General features: G+C 43.4%; 22 protein-coding genes. 4 read left to right on the top strand and 18 right to left on the bottom strand.

What is annotated here, in order from left to right; all coding sequences use genetic code 11:
- Positions 1–32: 32 nt before the first annotated feature.
- Positions 33–2609 carry a family 20 glycosylhydrolase gene (locus AC1DO4_RS23085; RefSeq protein ID WP_477419925.1) on the bottom strand — a complete coding sequence of 859 codons (2577 nt, stop codon included), beginning with the start codon at positions 2607–2609 and terminating at the stop codon, positions 33–35.
- A gap of 195 nt (positions 2610–2804) precedes the next feature.
- Entirely contained in the window at positions 2805–3731 is a 927-nt protein-coding gene (locus tag AC1DO4_RS23080; protein ID WP_477419924.1) for a cobalamin-binding protein, read from the bottom strand.
- A gap of 116 nt (positions 3732–3847) precedes the next feature.
- Between AC1DO4_RS23080 and AC1DO4_RS23075 the strand changes: the two genes are divergently transcribed.
- A complete protein-coding gene (locus AC1DO4_RS23075; RefSeq protein WP_477419923.1) occupies positions 3848–4471 on the top strand; it encodes a LysE family transporter in 624 nt (207 codons plus the stop codon).
- Positions 4472–4698: 227 nt separating this feature from the next.
- Here the strand turns inward: AC1DO4_RS23075 and AC1DO4_RS23070 are convergent, their stop codons facing one another.
- From AC1DO4_RS23070 to AC1DO4_RS23000, 15 genes are all read right to left on the bottom strand, one after another.
- Positions 4699–5943: an aminotransferase class I/II-fold pyridoxal phosphate-dependent enzyme gene (locus AC1DO4_RS23070; protein WP_477419922.1), complete on the bottom strand. Its 1245-nt coding sequence runs from the start codon at positions 5941–5943 to the stop codon at positions 4699–4701.
- Positions 5944–6191: 248 nt separating this feature from the next.
- Positions 6192–7793, bottom strand: coding sequence for a cell division protein FtsZ (gene ftsZ, locus AC1DO4_RS23065; RefSeq protein ID WP_477419921.1), 1602 nt, complete (start codon positions 7791–7793; stop codon positions 6192–6194).
- Between the two features lie 126 nt (positions 7794–7919).
- The gene (ftsA, locus tag AC1DO4_RS23060) at positions 7920–9260 is read right to left on the bottom strand and encodes a cell division protein FtsA (RefSeq protein ID WP_477419920.1); all 1341 of its coding nucleotides are present in this window, start codon (positions 9258–9260) and stop codon (positions 7920–7922) included.
- A 1-nt stretch (position 9261) separates the two neighbouring features.
- Positions 9262–10122 (bottom strand): cell division protein FtsQ/DivIB, encoded by an 861-nt coding sequence (locus tag AC1DO4_RS23055; RefSeq protein WP_477419919.1) that lies wholly within the window; start codon positions 10120–10122, stop codon positions 9262–9264.
- Positions 10115–11473 (bottom strand): UDP-N-acetylmuramate--L-alanine ligase, encoded by a 1359-nt coding sequence (murC, locus tag AC1DO4_RS23050; RefSeq protein ID WP_477419918.1) that lies wholly within the window; start codon positions 11471–11473, stop codon positions 10115–10117. The genes AC1DO4_RS23055 and murC overlap by 8 nt, the downstream gene beginning before the upstream one ends.
- Positions 11474–11525: 52 nt before the next feature.
- Positions 11526–12629, bottom strand: coding sequence for an undecaprenyldiphospho-muramoylpentapeptide beta-N-acetylglucosaminyltransferase (gene murG, locus AC1DO4_RS23045; protein ID WP_477419917.1), 1104 nt, complete (start codon positions 12627–12629; stop codon positions 11526–11528).
- Positions 12630–12756: 127 nt separating this feature from the next.
- Complete coding sequence (locus AC1DO4_RS23040) at positions 12757–13902, bottom strand: FtsW/RodA/SpoVE family cell cycle protein (RefSeq protein WP_477419916.1); 1146 nt, start codon at positions 13900–13902, stop codon at positions 12757–12759.
- 78 nt (positions 13903–13980) lie between these two features.
- Positions 13981–15372, bottom strand: coding sequence for a UDP-N-acetylmuramoyl-L-alanine--D-glutamate ligase (gene murD / locus AC1DO4_RS23035; RefSeq protein WP_477419915.1), 1392 nt, complete (start codon positions 15370–15372; stop codon positions 13981–13983).
- Positions 15373–15436: 64 nt separating this feature from the next.
- A complete protein-coding gene (mraY, locus tag AC1DO4_RS23030; protein ID WP_477403474.1) occupies positions 15437–16678 on the bottom strand; it encodes a phospho-N-acetylmuramoyl-pentapeptide-transferase in 1242 nt (413 codons plus the stop codon).
- Between the two features lie 94 nt (positions 16679–16772).
- Positions 16773–18233, bottom strand: coding sequence for a UDP-N-acetylmuramoyl-L-alanyl-D-glutamate--2,6-diaminopimelate ligase (locus tag AC1DO4_RS23025; protein ID WP_477419914.1), 1461 nt, complete (start codon positions 18231–18233; stop codon positions 16773–16775).
- A complete protein-coding gene (locus AC1DO4_RS23020; RefSeq protein ID WP_477419913.1) occupies positions 18230–20341 on the bottom strand; it encodes a penicillin-binding protein in 2112 nt (703 codons plus the stop codon). The genes AC1DO4_RS23025 and AC1DO4_RS23020 overlap by 4 nt, the downstream gene beginning before the upstream one ends.
- On the bottom strand, positions 20331–20744 hold the full coding sequence (locus tag AC1DO4_RS23015; protein ID WP_477403468.1) for an FtsL-like putative cell division protein: 414 nt from the start codon (positions 20742–20744) through the stop codon (positions 20331–20333). The genes AC1DO4_RS23020 and AC1DO4_RS23015 overlap by 11 nt, the downstream gene beginning before the upstream one ends.
- Positions 20741–21643 (bottom strand): 16S rRNA (cytosine(1402)-N(4))-methyltransferase RsmH, encoded by a 903-nt coding sequence (rsmH, locus tag AC1DO4_RS23010; RefSeq protein WP_477403466.1) that lies wholly within the window; start codon positions 21641–21643, stop codon positions 20741–20743. The genes AC1DO4_RS23015 and rsmH overlap by 4 nt, the downstream gene beginning before the upstream one ends.
- On the bottom strand, positions 21636–22100 hold the full coding sequence (gene mraZ / locus AC1DO4_RS23005) for a division/cell wall cluster transcriptional repressor MraZ (RefSeq protein WP_477419912.1): 465 nt from the start codon (positions 22098–22100) through the stop codon (positions 21636–21638). The genes rsmH and mraZ overlap by 8 nt, the downstream gene beginning before the upstream one ends.
- Before the next feature lie 53 nt (positions 22101–22153).
- Positions 22154–22378, bottom strand: a complete 225-nt coding sequence (locus tag AC1DO4_RS23000) for a hypothetical protein (RefSeq protein ID WP_477419911.1) — start codon at positions 22376–22378, stop codon at positions 22154–22156.
- A gap of 76 nt (positions 22379–22454) precedes the next feature.
- Here AC1DO4_RS23000 and AC1DO4_RS22995 point away from each other — a divergent pair, with 76 nt between their 5' ends.
- The 3 genes from AC1DO4_RS22995 (at position 22455) to AC1DO4_RS22985 (ending at position 24161) form a co-directional block, all read left to right on the top strand.
- Positions 22455–23468: a methyltransferase gene (locus AC1DO4_RS22995; RefSeq protein WP_477419910.1), complete on the top strand. Its 1014-nt coding sequence runs from the start codon at positions 22455–22457 to the stop codon at positions 23466–23468.
- A 97-nt stretch (positions 23469–23565) separates the two neighbouring features.
- Positions 23566–23850 (top strand): type II toxin-antitoxin system RelE/ParE family toxin, encoded by a 285-nt coding sequence (locus AC1DO4_RS22990; RefSeq protein WP_477419909.1) that lies wholly within the window; start codon positions 23566–23568, stop codon positions 23848–23850.
- Between the two features lie 11 nt (positions 23851–23861).
- Positions 23862–24161 carry a HigA family addiction module antitoxin gene (locus tag AC1DO4_RS22985; RefSeq protein WP_477419908.1) on the top strand — a complete coding sequence of 100 codons (300 nt, stop codon included), beginning with the start codon at positions 23862–23864 and terminating at the stop codon, positions 24159–24161.
- 137 nt (positions 24162–24298) lie between these two features.
- On the opposite strand, the gene AC1DO4_RS22980 is transcribed toward AC1DO4_RS22985, so the two are convergent.
- A complete protein-coding gene (locus tag AC1DO4_RS22980) occupies positions 24299–25516 on the bottom strand; it encodes a PepSY-associated TM helix domain-containing protein (protein WP_477419907.1) in 1218 nt (405 codons plus the stop codon).
- Positions 25517–25636: the final 120 nt, after the last annotated feature.

Genomic DNA, 25636 nt, shown 5'->3' with positions numbered 1-25636 from the left:
CGCAATGACGGATATTTTTAGTCCCATTTTATTTACAAGGTCGATCCCTGTTTCTTTCCTTCTGCAGCCTCACCGCCGGTAGCTACATTTCCTCCCCTGCCTTTAGGGTCAAAGGCACGGAACTTTATCTCTCCTCCTTTATAATCAACCGGTCCGGTGTAAACTTTGCTGCCGGCATCCGGGTCTTTGCCGTTGGTGGTATAACGTATGGTTAAACCGGGAAATTCCACATTACTTGAATATTTACCATCTTGCAGGCTGATACCAGGTTTTGGTACACGGTAGTTATAACCGCCGTTATAATAGCTCAAACGCGGCATTTCCCTTTTACCCAATACATTTAAAAAGGATGACCATGCCAACTGGTATTCCTGCTGAGCTTTTATAGGATCCTTCTCGGTAGCCCAGGCAGGGTCCTGTGCCCAGGCACGTTCGGCCAGGCCAAACAGGCGTGGAAAAATCATATAATCCATACGCGCGGGGCCTTTCACAGTTTCGGCCCATAGTGCGCCTTGCAAACCAATAATATTGCTTTTACCATAATCGGTAAGGCGTTGCTTGCCTAAAAATATGGCCCTGTTTATGGGTGCTCCATTTTTGTCTACATCGGCGTTTTTAAAGTAGTCATAAGGAATAAAAGAATAAAACTTATCAATCCCCAAAAACGCACCCCAATAATAGCCTGGCTCATCAAATGATTTATAGTTGGCCATATCAAAATATAAGTTGGTAACGCAGGTGAGCACTACTTTGTAGCCGCCGTTTGCAAGCTTGTAAGCCAGGTCCTCCTGGCCACCGCCCAAAACATTGTTCCATACATCGGCCTGCAGATGCTCGCCGGTAAAATCGGGGTTGGGCACATAGGTATCGTTACCATCAACCTTGGTTTTGCGCAGGGCCATTTCTTCCCAGCCGGATAGGCGGATGCCTTTAGCTTTCAATACCTGGTTAACGCGTGCGTAAAAATAATACCACAGATCACCGGTACTTTGTATTTCGGGATGTGTAGCCTTTAAGGCGATGTAAGCAGGCGATTTTTCCCATACATGCGGCGGCACTTCATCTCCACCAAAATGAATGGTTGGCAATGGTGCTCCGGCTTCTTTATAAATGCTGATAAGGTCATCAACAACCCTTTCAACAAAAGTATAAGTTGACGGCAACGACACATTAATCACGTTATCATTCCAATACTGAACAGAGCGGTATTCGGATTTATCATCCAGGTCGCGCAATAAATATTTAGTGGCTTCGTCTTTTTTACCCCCGGCCATCAGTCTGTCATAACGGGCATCCATAGCTTTGATAGCTGCACGGGCATGACCCGGAGTTTCTATTTCGGGGATTACGGTAATATGGCGATCTGTAGCGTATTTTAAAATTTCGATATACTCAGCCTTCGTATAAAAGCCGGTACCATAAGGATTATCCACATCCGGCCCCGAACCATGCGATGCCGGCAAATGATTTTTGCTATCCAAAGTATGCCCACGTTTTGACCCTACAGAAGTAAGTTCGGGTAACGATGGAATCTCTATTCTCCATCCTTCATCATCTGTTAAATGCAGGTGCAGTACATTCAGTTTATAAAGGCTCATCGCCTCCAGCAGTTTGATCACCTGCTTTTGGGTTTGAAAGTTACGGGCTACATCAAGCATCACCGCGCGATGCGGGAAGCGGGGGGCATCTTTTACATCAACACAAGCAATTTTGATACCTTTTTGAGCCTTAGTAATAGTTGGTGGAATCAATGTGTTTAAGGATTGTATTCCGTAAAAAACGCCCGCTGAAGTTGACGCATTAATAGTAACAGATTGGGGCGTTACTTTAAGTTCATATCCTTCGATGCTAATACCATCAACCTTTTTCAGGTAAATAGCCGGGCCCGGTGTATTTGTGGCAATTGTTAATGGTTTACCAACTAATGCGCCAATATTTGCAGATGTATAGTTTGCTTCTTTTGCAAATTCCTTATCTGTAATAACTGCTGTTTTTCCATCAATTGTAAAGGTTCCGCCTGTTTCCTTGTAACTTGCAGGGGTAGGCAAAATTTTAGGCAGCTGATCGGCCGGGATATCGGTAACGGTTTTATTCCTGTCGTAAACAATTTCGGGCGTAACTAAGCCTGCATAGGTAGGCTTATAGGGTTTTATATCAAAAGAGCCAATACTGTAACCCTTTTCGGGCTGTGCATCCCACACCAGGTAAATACCCTCGGGGGCATCAGTAATGTTTACCACGGGGTCGTCATTCACATATTCAATACGTGCAGATTCGCCGGCTTTTAGTTCTTTAAACCCGGTAGTCGGGGTAATGCTGTACAAGTCGCCGTTAACCTGGTTTATTTTAGCGTTACCACTTACCGCGTTCTCGGTAAACCCACGGCCCGAATTAAAGTAAAACTTCCATCCCCCGGCAGGCAATACATCTTTACCACTGTTGGTGATCACCAGCACGGTCAATGCTTCATTTTTACCCTGGTAGTTATCGTCCATTACTTCCCAGCTAATGCGCAAATCAGCGGCATTAAATTTTATTGCATCGGCAGTTTTAAAAGCGGTACCTATAAAAAATGCCCCGAGAAGCACCAGGTTAAAAATTTTACGCATATAATTTTAGTGTTTGATAATATTGGACACGTAAATATATGTAACTTTTTAAATAATTTTAATAAGTTGAAATTTTATTATCAGATTGATTTGTTTACAGCCATCGGGGCATAAAATTCGGGAACTCTGAAGGGGAGAATGACAAAGCGACGAGATTAGAAAGCTAAGTTAGGTAAGTACGATTGGCGGCAAACCTTACATGCCAAACTTAATCCATCCTTCACCCTCGTAGCCAAAGGCAAATTGTTTGGGACGGATGATTTCGGCCAGGATCTCGATAGAATCAACAATACGCGGACCGGGGCGGTTAAAGTATTGGTTGCCATCGGCAATGTATAACTGGTTATTTTTTACAGCTTTCATATCAGCAAAGCCGGGCAGCTGCATTAAAATATCTATTTCTTTTAAAGTACGCTCTATAGAGAAACCGCAGGGCATTACAACTATGATTTCGGGATTTTGCCCGCGAATATCGTCCCAGCTTACATAAGGTGAGTGCTCGCCCTCCCGGGCCAGGATAGGTGTACCACCGGCAATACTTACCAGGCCGGGCACCCAATTACCGGATACCATCATCGGATCGAGCCATTCGATACAGGCTACGGTTGGTCTGTTATCGGCAAATTTTAATTTGTGTTTGATGATATCCACCCGTTCGTTTAACAACTCCAGCAGATTGGCACCAGCCTGGGGCACATTCAAAGCGCTGGCTAAGGTGGCTATATCGTTAAAAATATCTTCCAGGCTGTTTGGCTGCAGGGAAATAATGCCGGCTTTTTTCTCCAGGTAATTATCCAAAGCAAGCATTACATCAGTTAGTGATACGGCACAAACTTCGCACCTATCCTGCGTAATCACTACATCGGGGGCCAGTTGCTTTATCTGTTCACGCTTTACCGTGTACACCGATAAAGCATCGGCAATAATTTCCTTTACTTTCACATCAATATCCGCGCTGCTTAAACCATCGGGAAAATTTGCCTCAGTACAAACCGGCAATTGTTTTATCGATTCGGGATAGTCGCACTCATGCGAACGCCCCACGAGGTTATCCTGGAGCCCCAGGGCGCATACTATTTCGGTGGCAGATGGTAGTAAGGAAATTATTTTATCAGCTGGCATGGTGGTGCAAATGTACGGAAGATTGATTTGAAGATTTGAAAATTAAAAAAGAAAGGCGCCCCATTTTCAAATCATCACATCTTCAAATTTCAAATTAACAACATATCTTTGCCGCAATGATATTTCTTACCTTTTTCATCGGGCTAATAGCCAACTTTATTGGTTACATACCTCCCGGCAACATCAACCTTACACTTGTACAGATCACTATAAACCGCGGCGTAAAAGAAGCATTGCGCTTTATCATCGCTTTTTCGTGTGTAGAGTTTTTCTTTACCTATTTTATTATGCATGCCGCAAGGTGGCTTTCGGGCCAAATGCACCTGGCTGTTGTTATTGATTGGGTAATGGTTATACTTTTTGGCGTATTAGGCGCTACTACCTGGATCCACCGGAATAAACCACCCCAAACCAGTTATTCTGAACATGCCAGCATCAAATATGGTATCGTGCTTGGTTTTTTAAACCCTATGCAGATACCTTTCTGGATGGTGACAGGTACATACCTCATTACCCACGAATGGATCCTCGACGGCAGATTAGCCTTAGTGATATTTAGCGTTGGTTCTGCAGCGGGTTCTTTTTTATGCTTGTTTTTGTATGCGGAGTTTGCCCGGTATATACAAAGTAAATTTGCCTTAAGCACCCGGTTGATTAATACCAGCATAGCAATTTTGTTTTTCTCCTTCGCTGCTTACCATGTTGTAAAGCAGGTGTATTTATCGTTTTTTAAGCAATGAGCTTCAAATGTGCAGATTTCAAATTACAGATGTGCAGATGATTTTAACTGGATTCAAAAGTTAGTAATTACAATTAGCTATCAAACGAATACAATAACAAAGGGCCTCAAAAATTGGGGCCCTTTATTAATATCTGCGTATATACAGCAGGTCGGCAAAAATCAAATAATTTAAGAAAAAAACACTTCAAATCCGCACATCTGAAATTTGAAATCTGCACATCTAAACTATGCTATCGCCAGCTTATTTTCCTTATAATATCCCGCTTTGAGTTTTTCGCCCATTTCGGTATAGGCATCAAGGGTGCGCTGTACATCGGCTAAGGTGTGGCTGGCGGTTGGTATCAGGCGCAGCAATATTAATCCTTTAGGGATAACCGGGTAGATTACTATTGAACAAAAAATACCGTAATTCTCGCGCAGGTCGCGGGTTAAGCTTGTGGCCTCGTAAAGGTCGCCCTCTAAAAATACAGGAGTAACCATAGTATTGGTAACACCCAGGTTAAAACCACGTTCTTTCAACCCGTTTTGCAGGGTCGACGAGATCTTCCACAGTTTTTCGCGTAGCTGTGGTTGTGAGGTTAGTAGCTCAAAACGTTTTTTTAATCCTAAAACCATCGGCATAGGTAACGCTTTGGCAAATGTTTGCGAACGCATGTTATACCGCAAAAAATGAACTATTTCTTCATCGGCTGCAACAAAAGCACCAATGCCTGCCATTGATTTGGCAAAGGTGGCAAAGTATACGTCTACCCCATCAATACAATCCTGCTCCTCGTGCGTACCGGCACCGGTTTTACCCATGGTACCAAAACCATGCGCATCATCAACCAGTAAGCGGAAATTGAATTTCTTTTTTAATTCAATCACCTCTTTAAGCTTACCCTGCGCTCCCGACATACCAAAAACACCTTCGGTGATCAGCAGAATGCCGCCGCCGGTTTGCTCGGTTAATTTGGTTGCGCGTTCCAGTTGCTTTTCGCAGCTTTCAATATCATTGTGCTGGTAAACAAAACGCTTACCCATATGCAGGCGCACGCCATCAATGATACACGCATGCGATTCGGCATCGTAAACAATTACATCATTCCGGTCAACCAGTGAATCTATAATGGATACCATACCCTGGTAACCGTAGTTAAGTAAAAACGCTGCTTGCTTACCCACAAATTCGGCCAGGTTATTTTCCAACTCTTCGTGGTGAATGGAGTTACCCGACATCATACGCGCACCCATAGGGTAGGCCATACCATAGTCGGCAGCGGCTTTAGCATCAGCTTCCCTTACTTCGGGATGATTGGCTAAACCCAGGTAATTATTAAGGCTCCAAACCAAATGTTCCTTGCCATTGAACTGCATGTGCGGCCCAATTTCCCCTTCCAGTTTAGGAAATGAAAAATAACCATGTGACCATTTTTGGTGCTGCCCCAGGGGCCCACCTAAGCTTTTTGTTATTTTATCAAATAAATCCAAAATAATTTACCTTTAATTAGTGAATAATTGCAAATATAGCCGTAAATACGGCTCAATCCAATAGCTATAACTTTTTAGAATAGGTTATAACCTTTACGGGAGTATCACGTAGTTAGTATCAAGTATCAAGATTTTTGCATTGCCGGATGGGTGATATTGTTAAAACTAAAAAAGCCGCTATAAAGTGTGTTTATACCTTTATAACGGCTTTCATATCTGTCTTGATACGTGATACTAACTACTTGATACTAATCCGCGTTATCGTGTAAAAACGAGTTGTTCTTGCGGATCTCGGTGTTACCTTCGTTATCGGGCATCAGGCTAAACCTGGAGATCTGGCTTTCGTCAGACTGCGGGGTATCCTGCAGGGCTATTTCTTTGCGCTTATAAGCAGGTACATTTTCCAGCTCCTGGATGTTGCCTGTACGCAGTTTCATGCTCAGGTCTTTTAAGCGCATAATCCGCTCGCGCGATTTTTTCAGCTGCTCCTCTATAGATTCATTTGTTTTATGATCATCAGCGCCGGCGGCATGGGTCGGCTCCGGCTCTGGTACAGGCTCTGGTTTGCGTTCTTCCTTTACCGGTGCATATGATTCAGGCTCGGCCATTTTGAAGGTAAAACCAGCCGTATCCGCTTCGCTTTCTTCATCCTCGTGACCATCTTCGGCAAGATTATACTTCACTACAGATTCCTGTTTTTCTTCCGGGCGGGCAAATATGTCAAACAAACCGGTTTGCTTTGGCTCTTCTTTATGATGTTTAATATAAGGCTCGGCAGTAGCATTGGCTTTAACCGGATTTATAAACTCATTAACAGGTTTTACCAAAGGCGCATTCTCCGGAACCAGCATCGATACTATCTTTTTGTTGCTGTGTTCTTTTTCACGCTCATCCTTAGTTTGGAAACCGGTTGCTATAATGGTTACCGATAGTTTATCTTCCAGGTTTTCGTCAACGCAATTACCCCATATCAGGTCGGCAGCCAAACCAGCTTCTTCCTGTATATAATCGGTAATGATGCTTACCTCATCCATGGTAACCTCTTTAAGACCCGAGCTGATATTAAGCAGGATATAACGTGCGCCTTCAATCTCATTATCTTTCAATAAAGGGGATGATAAAGCGCCTTCAACCGCTTTCAGCGCGCGGCCTTCACCTTCTGCTGTGCAGCTGCCCATTATACACACACCGCTGTCTTTCATTACGGTGCGCACATCCTTAAAGTCAACGTTGATATAGCCTGGTAAGGTTATAATCTCGGCAATACCTTTAGCGGCTGTGGTTAATATGTCGTCGGCCTGGCCAAAAGCCGAGCTCATGGTTAGGTTACCAAATATCTGGCGCAGCCTGTCGTTTGATATCACCAGGAACGAATCAACATATTTCCTTAACTCTTCCATCCCGGCATCGGCCTGCATTTTACGGCGTTTACCTTCAAAAGAGAATGGTGTGGTTATAATACCGACGGTTAATATATCCATTTCGCGGGCCGCTTTAGCTATAATAGGGCTTGCACCGGTACCGGTACCACCACCCATACCAGCCGTAATGAACAGCATTTTGGTATTAACACCCAACATCTGCTTAATATCGTCGATATTTTCAATAGCTGAATTTTTTCCAACTTCGGGTATCGAACCGGCTCCCATTCCTTCTGTAAGGCTGGCACCTAATTGCACCTTGTTTGGTATTGGGCTAAGCTCCAATGCCTGGGCATCGGTGTTGCAAATAATAAAGTCAACACCGGTAATTCCCTGCCGGTACATATGGTTCACCGCGTTACCACCGCCACCGCCAACACCAATTACCTTGATGATTGACGATTTTTCTTTTAACATCTCAAACTGCATAATCTTCGTTTTCAGCTATATGTGATTCAACCAATATTTAGATTTTACCATCGTAATAATAGGACTTTTTCAACAAGAGTTTTCCACAAATGTCTAAATGTGGAAAAACTTAACTATTGTGTATAATTATTTCAAAAAGTCCTCGTCGTTTATATCATCTTTAATAAATGTGATACTTTTTTTCAATAACCTGTCAAACAAGCCGCCTTCTTTTCCTTTAGTTTCAAACTTAGGCTTCAGCGCTTTTTCTGCAGGAATATCCACATTCATATACTCTGTTTTCTGTATTCCTTTTATCAGCAGGCCTATACCTGTTGCAAATGTTGGGCTTTGCAGCTCCTCGTATATGTTTTTAGGCAACACTTCATTTTTGGCCAGGTGCTCGGTTGGGTATCCAACACGGCAATCCAAACCGGTAACAAACTCCACCAGCTGGCGTAAGTGTTTCAGCTGTGCGCCACCCCCTGTTATTACAATGCCGGCAATCAATTTTTTCTCGTAGCCAGATGATTTAATCTCGTAATACACATGCTCAACAATCTCTTCCATACGGGCCTGGATAACGTAGGCCAGGTTTTTAACGCTGATCTCCTTTGGTTCGCGGCCGCGTAAACCAGGTACACAAACTATTTCGTTCTCTTTATTCTCGTCGGCTAACGCAGATCCGAACCTTACTTTCAATTGCTCGGCAATATTGCGCATTACCGAACAGCCTTCGCGTATATCCTCGGTAACGCTGTTACCACCAAAAGGAATCACCGCGGTATGGCGGATAATGCCTTCATGAAAAATAGCCACATCTGTAGTACCGCCACCAATATCAACCAATACCACACCTGCTTCTTTTTCCTCTTCGCTCAACACAGATTCAGAAGATGCCAGTGGCTCCAGTATCAGGTCCTGGCTATCCAGGTTGGCCTTGTTAACACATTTAACAATATTTTTAATGGCCGTAACCTGGCCCGATATAATATGGAAGTTGGCCTCAAGCCTAACACCTGCCATACCAATAGGATCTTTAATGCCCGGCTCATTATCCACGGTAAATTCCTGTGGCAATACATGGATAATGTCTTCGCCCGGAGGCATTACCAGGTTGTACATATCCTCTATCAGTTTATCAATATCCTTGCGGCTGATCTCTGATTGCAGATCACGGCGGGTTATTAAACCACGGTGCTGCAAGCTTTTAATGTGCTGACCTGCTATACCCACAAACACTACCTTTATATCAACATTTGATTGCGCGCCTGCAATTTCAACCGCCTGGGTAATACCCTGTACAGTCTTGTCTATGTTTGATACCATTCCGCGGGTTACGCCCGCAGATTCAGCTTTACCAATTCCTAATACCTCAATCTTTCCGTTCTTGCTCCTGCGACCAACGATGACGCATATTTTAGTAGTCCCGATATCCAATCCTACTACAATTGGTGAACTTTTTTCTTGTGTTGAGCTTTTGTCCATGTTACAATTTAATTTGAGAAGTCTCTTTTTTCATTCTTAGCGAATCCAGCTTAAGCGCTTTTGCTTTTGCCGAATCTGCTTTTGTCATTTCGTTTTTTATACCAATTACCTGGTTGGTATACTTAATATTTATTTTGCTGTATTTGTCCCACCCTACCTGTGGCAGCACCTGCTTGTAAAATGCCACCAGGTTTTTGAGCTTTACATTTAATGAATCGGCATTACCTATCAGGATCCTTTGGCTGCCCACCCGTGGGATCAACTCAATCTCGCGATCGGAATTTACATAGATCTGTGCTATCTGTGCATCCCATAACGAATCCTTGCGAATAAAATCGGCTGTTTTATACAGATCCTTTGCCAGGTGTGTATGTAACGAGTCGACATGGTTGGTAAACAACTCCTCAATATATCCATTAGCTACCAGTACCCTTGCAGTAAAGTTTGATGAAAGCGGAATTTTTAAACCATGCTGATCTATATAGAAGTCCATATCATAGTGGTTCATCACCCGCAATATGGGTTGGCGCTGGCTTACCTCAACTCTTAATATACCATCCATCTCGGTATAAACTTTGGCAAACTCGATAAATGGATTTGCCCTTAATTTATTTTCCAGTTCCTGAATATTTATGTTCTCCAGCTTTCGGCCTATTAGTGTATGGCTGCTTGTTTGCAAAATCTGGTCAACTTCCTGCTTATCTATAAAATACTGGCTACCCGGAATATTTACCTTTACAGCAGTGCATACTACCGAAGCTTTTTTGGCTTCAATAAAACTCATAAGCACCACAAGCCCCCCCAGGCATATTACCCAGGCAGATCCTGTTAAAAGGCGCTTCCAGATGAGTTTTCTATCCATGTTGAAGTATCTCATTTAAAGGGTGAACCAACGTATCAATATCCCCTGCGCCTACTGTTAACAGCAGTTCGGGTTTTTCATTTTCTACAGCATCCAATGCTTCCTGCTTGCTTAGCTTGCGCTTATTTGCCAGCTGCATTTTGTTCAACAGCATATCAGATGTTACCCCTTCAATAGGCAACTCCCGGGCCGGGTATATATCCAGCAATATAAGCTCATCAACCATATCCAGCACTTCGGCAAAGCCATCGGCAAAATCGCGGGTGCGGGTATACAGGTGTGGTTGAAAAATAGCAGTCAGCTTTTTATTGGGATATAATTTTTTTACTGATGATATGCAGGCCCGTAATTCTTCGGGATGATGGGCATAATCGTCAATATAAATATGTTCCGGTGTTTTCACAATATACTCAAACCTGCGCTTAACCCCCCTGAAAGATGCCAGCGCGCTTTTTATGGAACCGGCCGGAATATCAAGCCTTAAAACAGCCTCAATTGCAGCTACAGCGTTCTCGATATTATGCGTACCTGCAATACCCATTTTAATACCGGGAATGCTTAAATCGGCGTTTACAAAATCAAAATAAAAATCGCCGCCTTCTATGCGGATATTTGCTGCATGGGCATCGGCGGTTACATCATCAATAGCATAAGTGTAGCCGGTATCTAAAGGCAAACCTTTTTTGTGCACCAATGTACCACCCACCTTTATCTGCGAAGCAAACAGTTTAAATGAATCTGTTAAGTGCGCGTGATCGCCATAAATATCCAAATGATCGGCATCCATCGATGTGATAATGGCAACATCCGGGAACAGCGTTAAAAACGAGCGGTCGTACTCATCTGCCTCAACCACCATTACATTATTTTTACCATACAACACGTTGCTTTGGTAGTTGGATGAGATGCCGCCCAAAAACGCTGAGCAATCATTACCCGAAGCTTTAAGCAAATGTGCCACCATGGTTGAAGTGGTGGTTTTGCCATGTGTACCCGCAACTGCAATAGTAAAGGAACTTTTACTTATTAATCCCAAAACCTGTGAGCGCTTAAACAGCTCGAATCCTTTATTTTTAAAATAGTTCAGTATGACCGAATCCTTGGGGATAGCCGGTGTGTAAATTATAAGTGTATCATTACAAGGCTGCTGGAAACTCATCGGGATCCATTCGGCCTTGTCATCAAACACAACCTGGATACCTTCGTTATGCAGATCGTTGGTTAAATCCGTCGCCGTTTTATCATAACCGCAAACAATACAGCCTAAATGATGGAAATAGCGGGCCAGGCCGCTCATTCCGATGCCGCCGATACCCACCAGGTAAACCCTTTGTATGTCGCGTAGTTCCATGTTAATGTTTTTAAAAAAGGTCCTCCTCTTTTGGGAGAAGAGAACCATAATTTTAATTGTTATTTGTTAATTGTATAAGCTCTTTAGCTATCACCTCATCGGCATCCGGCATGGCCATTTTACCTATGTTGGTGCTTAGTTTCTTTTGCAATTGTTTATCATTCAGCAATTCAAGGGCCCTGTCAACCAGTTTGGCTTCGGCATCTCTGTCGGCTACAAAAATGGCCGCATCTTCTTGTACCAGTGCCAAAGCATTTTTAGTCTGGTGATCTTCGGCCACATTTGGCGAAGGCACCAGGATCACGGGCTTTTTAACCATACATAACTCGGCAATTGTACCAGCCCCCGCCCTTGATATAATGATATCGGCAGCGGCATAAGCCAGGTCCATACGGCTTAAAAATTCCGTTATTTTAACATCCGGATGATAACTATCACCCAGTTTTTCGATGATCGTTTTATAATAAAACTTACCGGTTTGCCAGATAATCTGCACATCTGCAGCTATCAGCTTATCCAAACCAGCCATGATACTATTATTCAAAGTACGCGCACCCAGGCTGCCCCCGGTTATCAGTATGGTTTTTTTAAACGTTGATAACTTAAACAACTCAAGCGCCTGCATGTGCTTGCGGGCAATGTTCACCGCATCCTTGCGGATAGGGTTGCCTGTTTTGATGATTTTACCAGCAGGAAAAAACTGCTCCATATTATCAAAAGCAACGCATATTTTTTTGGCGCCTTTACCCAGCCATTTATTAGTAATACCTGCATAGGAGTTTTGCTCCTGTATCAGGTACGGTATTTTTTTCATTGATGCGGCATACAACAGCGGACCGGAAGCATAGCCCCCAACACCCACAGCAGCATCGGGTTTAAAATCTTTAATGATCTGCAGGGCCTTGCGTACACTGTTTACCAGTTTAACCGGGAACATTACGTTTTTCCAGATAGAATCGCGCTGAATGCCCCGGATATCCAACCCAATGATCTTATACCCGGCTGCCGGAACCTTCTCCATTTCCATACGACCCAAAGCCCCCACAAACAAAATCTCGGTAGCCGGGTCTATCTTTTTTAAAGCATTGGCAATAGCAATAGCCGGGAAGATATGTCCTCCTGTTCCGCCACCACTGATGATAATTTTCTTTGCCATGTTTTTAAACGCTAAACTCTAATCTCTAAATCCTAAATTGACCCGCCATTTTCTTACTCACCACTCACCACTCACCACTCACCACTCACCACTCACCACTCACCACTCACCACTCACCACTCACCACCTAAGCCGTCCTTATCTCTCCTACTACTACCTTCTTCGGCTCTTCAATATCACGGCTTACCGATAGTATGATCCCAAACGCCACGCTTGTGAACAGTATAGAGGTACCACCCATACTCACAAATGGCAGCGGCACACCGGTTACCGGACCAAGACCTACGGCTACAGCCATATTTGCGAATGCCTGAATGGCTAAACTAAAGCTTAACCCACAAGCCAGTAAAGCCCCAAATGCCTTTGGCGCTTTTGTTACTATCTTAATGCACCTGTATAGTAAAAACAGGTATATACCTACCAGGGTAAAACCACCAACTAAACCATACTCTTCTACTATGATGGCATAGATCTCATCCGAGTATGACTCGGGCAGGTAATTCCTTTCAGTACTGTTACCCGGCCCCTTACCAAAAATACCGCCGCTGGCAATGGCTATTTTGGCATGGTCGGCCTGGAATGATTTATCCGTCTTGGTTGAATCGGGATGTAGAAAAGTACTAACCCGCGAAACATAAGTATGCCTTCTGGGTCCTAAAAAAATAACTCCTAATAATAATATAAACCCTGCCCCGCATACAATGGCTATCTGCTTTATGCTGATACGGCCGATAATCAACAGCAAAATGCTTACGCCAAACAACATCAGCGCGGTTGATAAGTTAGCCAGCGCTATCAGTATAAATACCAGGCAAACCGAACCCATTATCGGCAAAAACGATTCCTTTACATCCTTGATATTTTCCTGCTTACGCGATAGGGTACGAGCCAGGTACGTAATCAAAGCCAATTTGGCTAAATCGGATGTCTGGAAGCTTAGGCCTATTACCGGGATATTGATCCAGCGGCTTGCATTGTTAATATGGCTGCCAAATACCAGCGTATACAGCAGCAACGGGATAGTAACAATCATCATAATTTTCGACAGACCAGCGTAGTAGCGGTAATCCAGCTTATGCGAGATATACATCAGCATAATACCCCCTACCACCATAGCCAGGTGCTTCATTAATATCGACTCGACCCCTACACCCCGCTTATAAGCCAGCGTGCCGGTTGAACTATATACCGCCAACAAGGATATAACAGAAAGCAATATAACTATCAGCCATATCCACCGGTCGCCTTTTGTGTTTTCTAATATCCTATGCATTTTTTTATGATTCCACCGATTTAATTTAATCCCACCGATCCATTTTCAAATCTTCAAATACTCAAATTTTCAAATTCCCTATAATTCCCGCACCGCTGCTTTAAACTGGTTTCCCCTGTCTTCATAATTTTTAAACAGATCGAAACTTGCGCATGCCGGTGATAACAGTACAGTATCGCCTTTGGAAGCCAGATGGTATGCTACCTGGGCGGCTTCCTGGGCCGAAAACGTATTTACTATCACATGTACATCATCCTCAAATGCATCGTGGATGCGCTTGTTATCTTTACCTAAACACACTATCGATTTTACTTTGTGCTTAACCAGGTCTTTAAGCATACCGTAGTCGTTACCCTTATCAACGCCGCCTAATATCAGTACTACATCGCTACTCATGCTTTCTAAAGCGTACCAGGTTGAGTTAACGTTGGTAGCCTTTGAATCGTTAATGAAGCGGATACCAGAGATATTGGCAACAAACTCAAGCCTGTGTTCAATGGCCTTAAAGTTGCCCATGCTCTCCCTCATCGTTTCGTTGCGCAACTCCAGCACCCTGGCTACAATACCCGATGCCATGGAGTTGTAAATGTTGTGCTTACCCTGCAGGGCCAGTTCTTTAATTGACATTGTAAAATGTTCTTGATTTGTGTTTATGACAATATTGTCGTTTTCGAGATATGCTCCCGTTTCAATCTTTTTTTCAATGGAAAAGGGTAATAGCTGTGCCTCAAACTTCCTCCCGGCCATCCCTTTTATGGTTTCCGGGTCGTCGGCACAGTAAATAAAATAATCGGCAGCTGTTTGATTTTGCGTTACCCTGAATTTGGATGCTGCGTAATTTTCCAGCTTATAATCATACCTGTCTAAATGATCGGGTGTGATATTGAGCAAAACCGCTATATCTACCTTAAACTCAAACATATCATCAAGCATAAAGCTGCTCAGCTCAAGCACATATATATCAAACTTTTCGGTAGCCACCTGGTAAGCAAAGCTTTTACCTATGTTACCCGCCAGACCAACATTTAAACCCGCATCTTTTAAAATGTGGTATGTTAAGCTGCTGGTGGTAGTTTTACCGTTAGATCCTGTAATACCGATGATCTTCGCGTTGCAATACCTGCCTGCAAATTCTATCTCCGACACTACTGGAATCCCTTTCTCTTTCAACTTTTTAATAATCGGAGCTTTATCCGGGATCCCGGGGCTTTTAATCACTTCAACCGCTGTCAGGATCAATTCCTCCGTATGTTGTTTCTCCTCGAAGCTGATTTTCCAGTCTTCCAGTTGTTTTTTGTACTTATCTGCAATAGCTCCAAAATCAGACACAAACACATCATACCCCTGCTGTTTGGCCAGGTATGCCGCCCCCACACCACTTTCGCCGGCGCCAAGAACAACAAGGCGCACAGCCCCCCCCGCCCCCTGAAGGGGGTGCTTTTGATTGGGTATGTTGTTGTTCTGGTTCATTTTTTATTTTTTTATTCTAATATCAACTTTACTTTTTGCTCCCCCTTTAGGGGGTTGGGGGGCTTTATCTCAATTTCAACGTTATAATCGTTATTATCGCCAGCAATATCCCGATGATCCAAAACCGGGTAACGATTTTGGCTTCATGGAAGCCCTTCTTTTGGTAATGGTGGTGCAACGGCGCCATTAAAAACACCCGGCGTCCTTCTCCAAATTTCTTTTTGGTATACTTAAACCAGCCTACCTGCATAATAACCGATATATTCTCGACCAAAAACACGCCACATAATACCGGCAGCAATAATTCCTTTCGGATCACGATAGCGAAAACTGCAATGATACCACCTATCGCGAGGCTACCTGTGTCCCCCATAAACACTTGCGCCGGGTACGAGTTATACCATAAAAACCCAACGCAGGCCCCTACAAATGCCCCTGCAAAAATCACAAGCTCGCCCGAGTTGGGGATGAACATGATGTTAAGATAATCGGCTATCTCCACGTTACCGGATACATAGGCAAGTATAGCCAGCGTAATCCCGATGATGGCCGACGTTCCCGTCGCCAGGCCGTCAATACCATCGGTTATATTTGCCCCGTTGGAGATAAAGGTGATAATGATGATCACAAAAAACAGGAATACTACCAGTGCGTATTGCTCATAGTCGCTACCTATAAACTTAAGCACCTTGGCATAATCAAACTCGTTGTTTTTGTAAAAAGGCATAGTTGTTTTGGTCGACCGTACATCCTGGGTATAAACAGGTACATTACGCTTCAAATGAAAATCAACCGGAACATCAGCTTTCACTGGCAGCTTAACTTCCTGTCGTATCACAATGCTTGCATTAAAATACATCGTCCATCCGACAATAAGTGATAGCCCTACCTGACCAATGATCTTGAACTTTCCGGCTAAACCTTCTTTGTTTTTTTTGAAAACCTTTATATAATCATCCAGGAAGCCGATAGCGCCAAGCCAAACTGTAGTGATGATCATCAGTATAACATATACATTACCCAACTTGGCAAATAATAATGTGGGCACCAAAATACCCAGCAAAATAATAAGCCCACCCATTGTGGGTGTACCCGATTTTTGCATCTGGCCTTCCAGGCCAAGATTCCTTACTGTTTCGCCAACCTGTTTGAAACGCAGGTAATCAATTAACCGGCGACCGTAAACTGTGGTAACCAGCAGCGATGTTATAACAGCCAAAGCCGTACGGAACGTGATATACTGAAATACCCCGAATCCAGGAATGCTGTAGTTTTTATTTAAGTAAGTAAACAAATAATATAACATGCTCTTTTTTGATTACGCCGATTTTTTATATTGATTTCACCGATTAAAGTGATTTCCTGGATCTTGCTAATTCTTTAATTCTGTAAATTCTGATTCAGACTAACAGCTTAAATTGTTCCTCTAACTCCTCCATATCATCAAAGTGATTTTTCACTCCGTTTATATCCTGGTATTTTTCGTGGCCTTTGCCCGCTACTAAAATGATATCGCCCGGTTGAGCTAGCATGCAGGCAGTTTTAATGGCCTCCCTCCTGTCAACAATACTCACGGTATGCCTTTTAAAAGCAGGGTCGACACCTTCAATCATATCTTTGATGATCTGAGCCGGATCTTCCGACCGCGGATTATCTGAAGTAAGGATCACCTTGTCGCTCCATTCGCTGGCTACACGTGCCATGATGGGGCGTTTGGTTTTATCCCTGTCGCCGCCGCAGCCTATTACGGTTATCACCTTTTCGTTACCCTTGCGGATATCGTGTATCGTGCTCAATACATTTTGCACAGCATCGGGCGTATGGGCATAGTCAACTATGCCTATTACCTTATTTGGCGCAACTATATATTCAAAGCGACCTTCGGCACCTGTTAATTTGCTCAGGCTGGTGAGTACTTTGGCTTTATCCTGCTCCAACAGCATGGCGGTTGCATAAACGGCCAGCAGGTTGTACGCATTAAATGTACCTACCATTTTAAACCATACTTCTTCATTATCTATCTGTAGCAACAGACCGCCAAACTGATTTTCAAGCATACGGGCCTTGTAATCGGCCATGCTTTTTAAGCCATAGGCTTTTTTGTGAGCCGGCGTATTTTGCAGCATTACATTGCCGTTCTTATCATCGCTGTTGGTAAGGGCGAATGCGCTTTTTGGCAAACCGTCAAAAAATGTTTTTTTAGCTTTCAGGTAGCTATCAAAGGTTTTATGATAATCCAGGTGATCATGTGTAAGGTTGGTGAACACACCACCCGAAAATTGCAGGTTAGCTGTTCTATGCTGTGCAACCGCATGTGAGCTCACTTCCATAAAGCAATAATCGCAGCCCTGTGCTACCATCTCTTCAAGCAAGCGGTTAAGCTCGACAGGATCAGGTGTAGTATGGGTTGATGGGATCACCTGGCCGTTGATCTGGTTTTCGACGGTTGATAATAAGCCGCACTTATAACCCAGATCGCGAAACAACTGATACAATAGTGTAGCTATAGTAGTTTTACCATTGGTTCCGGTAATACCTACCAGTTTTAATTGTCCCGATGGATTATCATAAAAATTGGCCGCAACCAGGCTTAAGGCTTTGCCAGAATCGGCAACCATTAAAAAATCAACCTCAGCCGCAGTATGGGCAGGCAGATCTTCACATATAACCGCGATAGCTCCTTTTTTAATAGCCTGCTGAATATAATCGTGCCCGTCAACCAATGTCCCTTTTACGGCAACAAACAACGATCCTGGAATTACCTGCCGCGAATCAAAAGTTACCGAAGTAATTTCCACATCCGCACTACCCTGCAGTTCTGTAAAGGCTAATCCATCCAATAAATCACTTAAATATTTCATTGAAGCTCAATTGTTATGCGTGATCCCTTTGGTATTAAGCTGCCGCCCGTAACCGATTGCGTGGTTACCATGCCGCTGCCGCGTACCGTTACTTTATAACCTGCATTGCCCAAAACATACAAGGCATCGCTAAGGCCCATTCCTGTAACGCCTGGAACAGTACCTTCCTTATATCTTACTTCCTCAAACGGAATACCATTGCTGGTATCAACCCCATTATTTACGGCATTTGCCGATGCGTAAAGTGGTTTTACACCCAATTTACTGTACACATGTTTTAATGCTTTTAAATTACCCTGTTTTACTTTCGGCAATGATGTATTGCCAACAAAGCGTACGGGCGTTGGCTGGTTTATCTCCATATCGTTGGCGTAAACCATATCGGCAACCTGCCTAAAAACCGGGCCGGCAACTTTTGCAGCCAGGTAAGCGCCTCTTGTAGGGTTATTAATTACCACTATCATAGAGTATTTAGGATGATCGGCGGGGAAATACCCGCAAAAGGATGCCTGGTATCTTTTCATTTTATAACCCTTTATACCATCGGCTACCTGCGCGGTACCTGTTTTACCGGCCACGCTATACAGTTTGTTTTTGATTACATTTTTGCCGGTACCATTAAGCACAACCCCCTCGAGCATACCCCTTACTTTACCCAAAGTAACATCCGAGCATACTTTTTCATTAATAACCCTGGCGTTAAACTGTTCAATGGTATTACCCATCCTGCGGATTTCCCGTACAAAAATGGGGGCTATCATTTTGCCGTTATTAGCCACCGAATTGTAGAACGCGAGCATCTGTAGGGGCGTAATGTTCATTTCGTAACCGTAGGCCATTTCGGGAAGGGTATAATATTTGTTCCAGCTGCGGTTTGATGGATTTTTTATTACAGGCCTGCCTTCGCCGGGAATCTGCAATCCAAGCTTTTCATTTAAATGGTAGCTATACAGCTTATTGATAAACTGCCACGGGTTATCTTTATAATTACCATATACCAGCTTTGCAGCCGCCACGTTTGATGATTCCTCAAAAGCACGTTTAACACTCATTTCATAGTTATCATGCTCCGTATCCGTTATAGTTGGGCCCTTGGCAAATTTGTATCTCCCGCCTTCGGCATTTACAATGGTATTTGTATCCAGTTTATGCTGATCAAGCATGGTCATATATGATGCCAGCTTGAAGGTTGAACCCGGATCAATAGCATTGCTGATAGCGTAGTTCATTTTTTCCTGGTACAAACCATCTTTTGACCGCGTAAAGTTGGCAATGGCACGCACCTCGCCGGTTGCTACTTCCATTAACACCACGCAACCATGATCGGCCGCGCTTGAATCCAGTTGCTTCAAAAGTGCAGCTTGAGCCATCTCCTGGAAGTTTACATTGATGGTTGATATAATATCAGCTCCGTCTTTAGCAGCTATCTCATCTTCATCATTATTTACAGGCATCCAGGTACCACCGGGAATACGCTGCATTAAACGCCTGCCGTTTTCACCATTGATAAATGAGGAATAAGCACCTTCAAGACCTACCGGGTTTTTAACATTCTCGTTTTTATAGCCAATGGTACGGGCCGCTAATGAACGGAAGGGCAGGATACGCTTATTCTGCTGTAAAACAATAAGGCAGTTTTTGGTTTTACGGCTTTTAAATATCGGGAACTCGCGAATCTTTTTTAATTCCTGGTAAGTTACCCTGCGTCTTAATAACTGGTAACGCGAGCCTTCCCGGCGGGCATCGCGAAGCACCCTTGAATATTCGCGGGTTGTTCTGTCGCCATACATTTTGGATAGGTTTGCAGCCAGTACATCAACTTTATCATTAAAAACACTATCAGCAGCTATCCCCCCGGCCAGCATGTCCATATGCAGCTCGTACTCTGGTACCGATGTAGCCAGCAGGCTGCCATCTTCAGAAAAAATATTTCCGCGCGCTGCCTCAACATCCCTGAATTGTGCCGACATATTTACAGCCTTAGCTTTCCACTTTGCGCCTTGCACAAACTGTACCCGGCAAAGTTGTACAACAACCGCAAATGAAAAAAACACCACCAACCCAAAAGCGATGTATACCCGCAGTAGTATATTGGTTCTAATTTTCATCTTTATCCTCCTTCACTATTATCTTTTTTGGCGGCTCAACAGATTGCTTTATCCCTATGGTATCGGCACGTTTGGCCACTTCTGTTAATGTACTTTTAAAAGCCATTTCGGCTTTGGTGGTTTTAAAATCCCAGCCCCGCTCCTTTACTTCTTTTGTAAGATCATCAATATCACGGATAGTTTTTTCGGCCAGGTGCATGTTGCCAATGTATACCATACCCAAAAAAGCCAGGAACAGCACAAATGGCAACGCATTAGTAGCCTTCTCGCTACTAATAAAGCGTTTGGTGAAAAACTGCGTAAAAAAGTTGTCAGGAATTTCCCTTCGGGTTCTTTCCTCCACAACCAGTTCTTCCGCTTCTTCTTCCTCTTCCGGAATTTCTGTACGCAAACGATTGGTCATCTTTTTACAGCTATCCTTAATTTAGCGCTCCGTGCCCTGTTATTGTTACTTATCTCATCTGCCGATGCTGTGATTGCCCCGCGGCTTACAGCATCAAGCGGTTTATTATTGTTACCGTATAAATCTTTCTCTACTTCGCCGCTGAACTTGCCTTTGGCGATAAAATTCTTTACCAGCCTGTCTTCCAGCGAATGGTAGCTCATTACTACCAGCCTGCCACCAACAGCCAATACCTCTGCACTTTGTACCAAAAATTCCTTCAAGGCTTCCAACTCCTGGTTAACCTCAATACGCAGGGCCTGGAAAACCTGGGCCAGGTATTTATTTTCTTTTCCCTTCGGGATGCGTGCACTTATCGCGTTCTTCAAATCGGCTATGGTTACGATCGGGGCGTTAAGCCTTGCGGTAACAATAGTTTCGGCCAGCGATTTTGCATTTTGGATCTCGCCATAAATCCCAAAAATGCGATGCAGCTCGGCGCCGGTATAATTATTTACAACATCCTTAGCCGTTAGGTCGCCTAACTGGTTCATGCGCATATCCAGCTCGGCATCAAAACGGATAGAAAAACCGCGTTCGGCCTGGTCAAACTGGTATGATGATACACCCAGATCAGCCAGGATCCCATTAACCGGAATGGCGCCATGCAAACGACAAAAGTTTTTTAAATACCTAAAATTCTGATCTATAAAAACAAATCGCTCATCTTCAATTGCATTTTGCTGCGCATCAGCATCCTGATCAAAAGCAAGCAAAGTGCCTCCGGGCCCCAAATGCTTCATGATCTCGCGCGAATGCCCGCCGCCGCCAAACGTTACATCCACATAGGTGCCATCCTTTTTAATGTCAAGCCCTTCGATGCACTCCTGCAGCATTACCGGTGTATGGTACTCACTCATCTATCCTCCTTGCTTTACTACCCATTACCGCCTCCGCCAATTCGGCAAAATTATCAGGCTCATTATTTATCATTTCGGTATGGGCAGCCTTATCCCAAACCTCAATTTTGTTTAATACACAAGTTAAAACCACATCATTACCAATACCCGCAAAATCAAGCAGCCCTTTTGGCAACAACACCCTGCCGGCTGCATCAGGCATTAAAGCCGTGGCGCCACCGGTGAAATAGCGTATAAAACGCAGGTTTTGTCGGTCGTATTCGTTAAGTTTGCTTAATTCGTCCAGTCTTTTATCCCATTCGGATTTCGTGTAAATAACAAGATACTTCTCCAGGCCGCGATTGATCATAAGGCCCTCGCCGTCAGCTTCAGGAAGCTGCTTTTTGAGGCCCGCAGGGATCATCATCCGCCCTTTGGCATCCAGTTTACATTCAAATTCTCCGGTTAAATGCGGCATTATCAGACTATGGCTTAATTTAATAGGTAAAAGTAGTTCTCTTTTACCACAAATTACCACTTTTTACCACCAAAAGTTTTCAACATTTTTGGCGGGTTTTGGGCTATGCGCCTAAATTCAAAATCTCCGTTGGGATCGGGTTTAAAATCAGAATCAGGGTATTTAATGCGAGTTGGCTCAACAAAATAAATATGCTTAGTTCTGCATATAAATATCCCCGGCAAGCCCAACCCACCACAGGCATCCCGCGATAGAAAATTCACAAAGCCGGGAAACATTTATTATCATTTTTAAACCCCCATTAATTACCAAAAGTTTATTGTAAATTGCTATACCATTATAAAACAATTATTTATGATACAAGAACCCCCTCCTCCGGTTCAATTAATGCAATTGCTTTTTGGCTTTGCTGTATCACGTGCAATTAGTGTATGCGCAGAATTGCGCATTGCCGATCTTTTAAAAGACGGAGCAAAAACACCGGAAGAATTAGCACAGCAAACAGGTGTTCATGCCCGTTCTCTTTACCGGGTAATGCGGGCGTGTGCCGGCGCCGGCGTATTTTCAGAAGATGCTGAAAAACGATTTTCCCTTACACCTTTAGCCGAGCCTTTACGTAGCGATGCCCAGGGCAGTTTACGGGCTTTTGCAGAAATGATTACTACCGACTGGCAGTTTCAAACCTGGGCCGAATTACCCTATAGCGTAAAAACCGGGAAGCCTTCTTTTGAAAAAGTGCACGGCATACCTGCCTTTGATTATTTTTGGAGCAATGAGAAAGCTGGCAGGGTATTTAATGATGCCATGACAAGCAATAGCGCTTTTTCAAGTGTTGCCGTAGTGAATGGCTATGATTTTTCTTCCATTTCGGTATTGGCAGATGTAGGCGGCGGACACGGTTTTTTACTGGCATCCATCCTTGCCAAATATGGTACGGTAAAAGGTGTATTATACGATATGCCGGCTATTGTTGCTGAAGCGGCAAAGCTGTTAACGGCACATGGCGTATCAGACAGGTGTGAGCTGTTAGGGGGTAATTTTTTTAAAAGTGTGCCGAAAGGCTGCGATGCCTATATTATGAAGCATATTATTCACGACTGGAATGATGAGCAATGTATTACTTTGCTCCAAAATTGCCGTAAAGCAATGACATACGGTGGCAAGGTACTGGTAGTAGAAATGGTAGTACCCGAAGGAAATGAACCATCGCCTGCAAAACTACTTGATTTACAGATGTTGCAATACCTGCCTGGCTGCGAACGAACAGAAAAGGAATACAGGCAATTGTTTGACAATGCCGGCCTTAAGTTAACCAGGGTAATACCAACAATGTCGCCTTTTAGTATCCTGGAAGGAGTAAGTAAATAGCATGTTAAGCCTATAGTTGTGTTTCTCAAGCTAAAATTATTTGCTTTGCTGAACCGCATACTGTATATTTACAATATACAAATTGTCGGTTTAGAGGATGATAAAATCTGTACAGCATAAAGGTTTGAAATTGTTTTGGACAAAAGGAGATTCCAGTAAACTGCAATCCGAATATGTACATAAAATCAACAAGATTTTAAACATTATTGAATATTTAGAAAAAGTACCACAAGACTTAGAAACTTTTAAACATTTACGGCCACATCCACTAAAAGGTGATTTAAATGGTTTTTGGTCACTCGATATTTCGGGAAATTGGAGAATTATTTTTCGCTTTGAAGATGGACACGCTTTTGATTTAGATTATTTAGATACACATTAAATTTATTAAAAATGGAAAGAGCATATAACACAAATATCCATCCGGGTATAATTTTAAAGGAGGATGTCATAGAAGCAAATGGATTAAGTATTAGCAAGGCTGCTGATTTATTGGATGTATCCCGGTTAACCCTATCCAAAATTGCCAATGGCAAAGGCTCTATTACACCCAACATAGCTTTGCGAATTGAGAAGGTTTTTGGAGGCAATGCAGATTTCTGGTTAAAAATGCAGAGGGGATACGATCTTATTGAAGAAAAAATTAAGTTTCTTAATAACCCACCTAAATTAACGCATTTTGAATTTGTTTAAGTGGTTTTTCGCGCTTCCGGTTTTTTCTCGCAGAGACTCAAAATGATTTACTTATTTTCTTAACGTCTTTACCCGAAAACCTTTTAATCAGGTTGTTGGTGTCCTCACAAACAACTATTTCAAGAACCATAAAACACTTACACCAATTGCAGCTTACCTGCCGGTTTTTTCTTTTTCCGTGTGCGGTTAAGCCACATCATTACCCCGGTTACCGGGAATATGAGCGATAGTAAACAAACTACAAAACTGACAACCTTGGTAGGTAAACCGTATACCGAACCGGTGTGTACGGGCTTCACCAATGCTCTTACACGCTGACCTAAGCTTTTAGCAGCAAACATTTGCGCACCGGCCAAACTGCCGCTGTACTGATCTACATAATAAGTATCGGCCGTGTTTTCCAATGCACCTTTGGGTAAAATATTGATGCTATAGGTCCCGGTTGAATCTCCCGGAACACGCACAGTATAGTATTCGGCAACCTTGGTTTTAGCTGCTACATTTTGCAATGCGGCATCAACAGTTAAAATCTCAGAACCCGTCTGGTATTTTGATTGCGGCGATTTTGGCTGCCCTTTTACAAGTTTTGAACCTGTTATGGCAAACAATGCCTGGTTGGCCCATTCAAACGACATAACTAACCCGGTTAAAACAATTACTATCAAAAAAACCGAGGTATAAAAGCCGGTAACTATGTGCAGATCATGCACCAGCCGTTTGGTGCTGCCATCCCACTTTATTTTTAGCCGCTGCCGCATAATGTTTTTTGTTTTTGGCCACCAGAGTATTACTCCTGTTATCAGTATGAACAGGAAAAGCAGGGTTGAGATCCCAACTATCCAATCGCCCACGCTATCCTTCCCGGCTAACAAAAACCGGTGAAACATCTCCACTGAAAACAAGAACGATTGCCTGCGGTTATACTCGCCCGTTACCTGGCCGGTATATGGATTTACAAAAACGGTTAAATTTGGCTTTCCGCCTTCCTTGGCGCCTTTATCGGTTTTACCCTGCGCAGCTGCTGCAGGTTTACTTTTCCCGGTTTGGGCCGATTTTTCTTTTTTGTCTTTTTTCTCGGGCACCATCACACCAATCTCCACGGTTCTACCGGCATCGCTATAAACCATGGCCGAAGCAAATTTTGCTTTGGGCGCTTGTTTCAGCGCGGCTTTTATCAGCTGTGCCAATGGCATCCGCGTTTGCTGCGGCTCTACATAGTAACGTTTAGGGTGCAGGCTATGCTCAATCTCTTTTTCAAACACCAGCACAGTGCCCGTAACACACGAACAAAAAATGACAATACCCGCCGCAAGGCTCAGGTAAAGGTGAATGGTGCGGAAAAATACTTTCATCATTTTTAATTATAAAAACCGGGTGCGCCAAAGCGCATCCCGGTGTATTCTCTTTTATATCTTAACCATAACGATGGGTTTGAAACCCATCGTTACTATGCATGGTTCTTATACAGCTTTATG

The organism is Mucilaginibacter sp. P5_A6 (assembly GCF_056400585.1).
The sequence above is the reverse complement of the archived record's forward strand: the minus strand, read 5'-3'. Positions and strand labels throughout refer to the sequence as shown.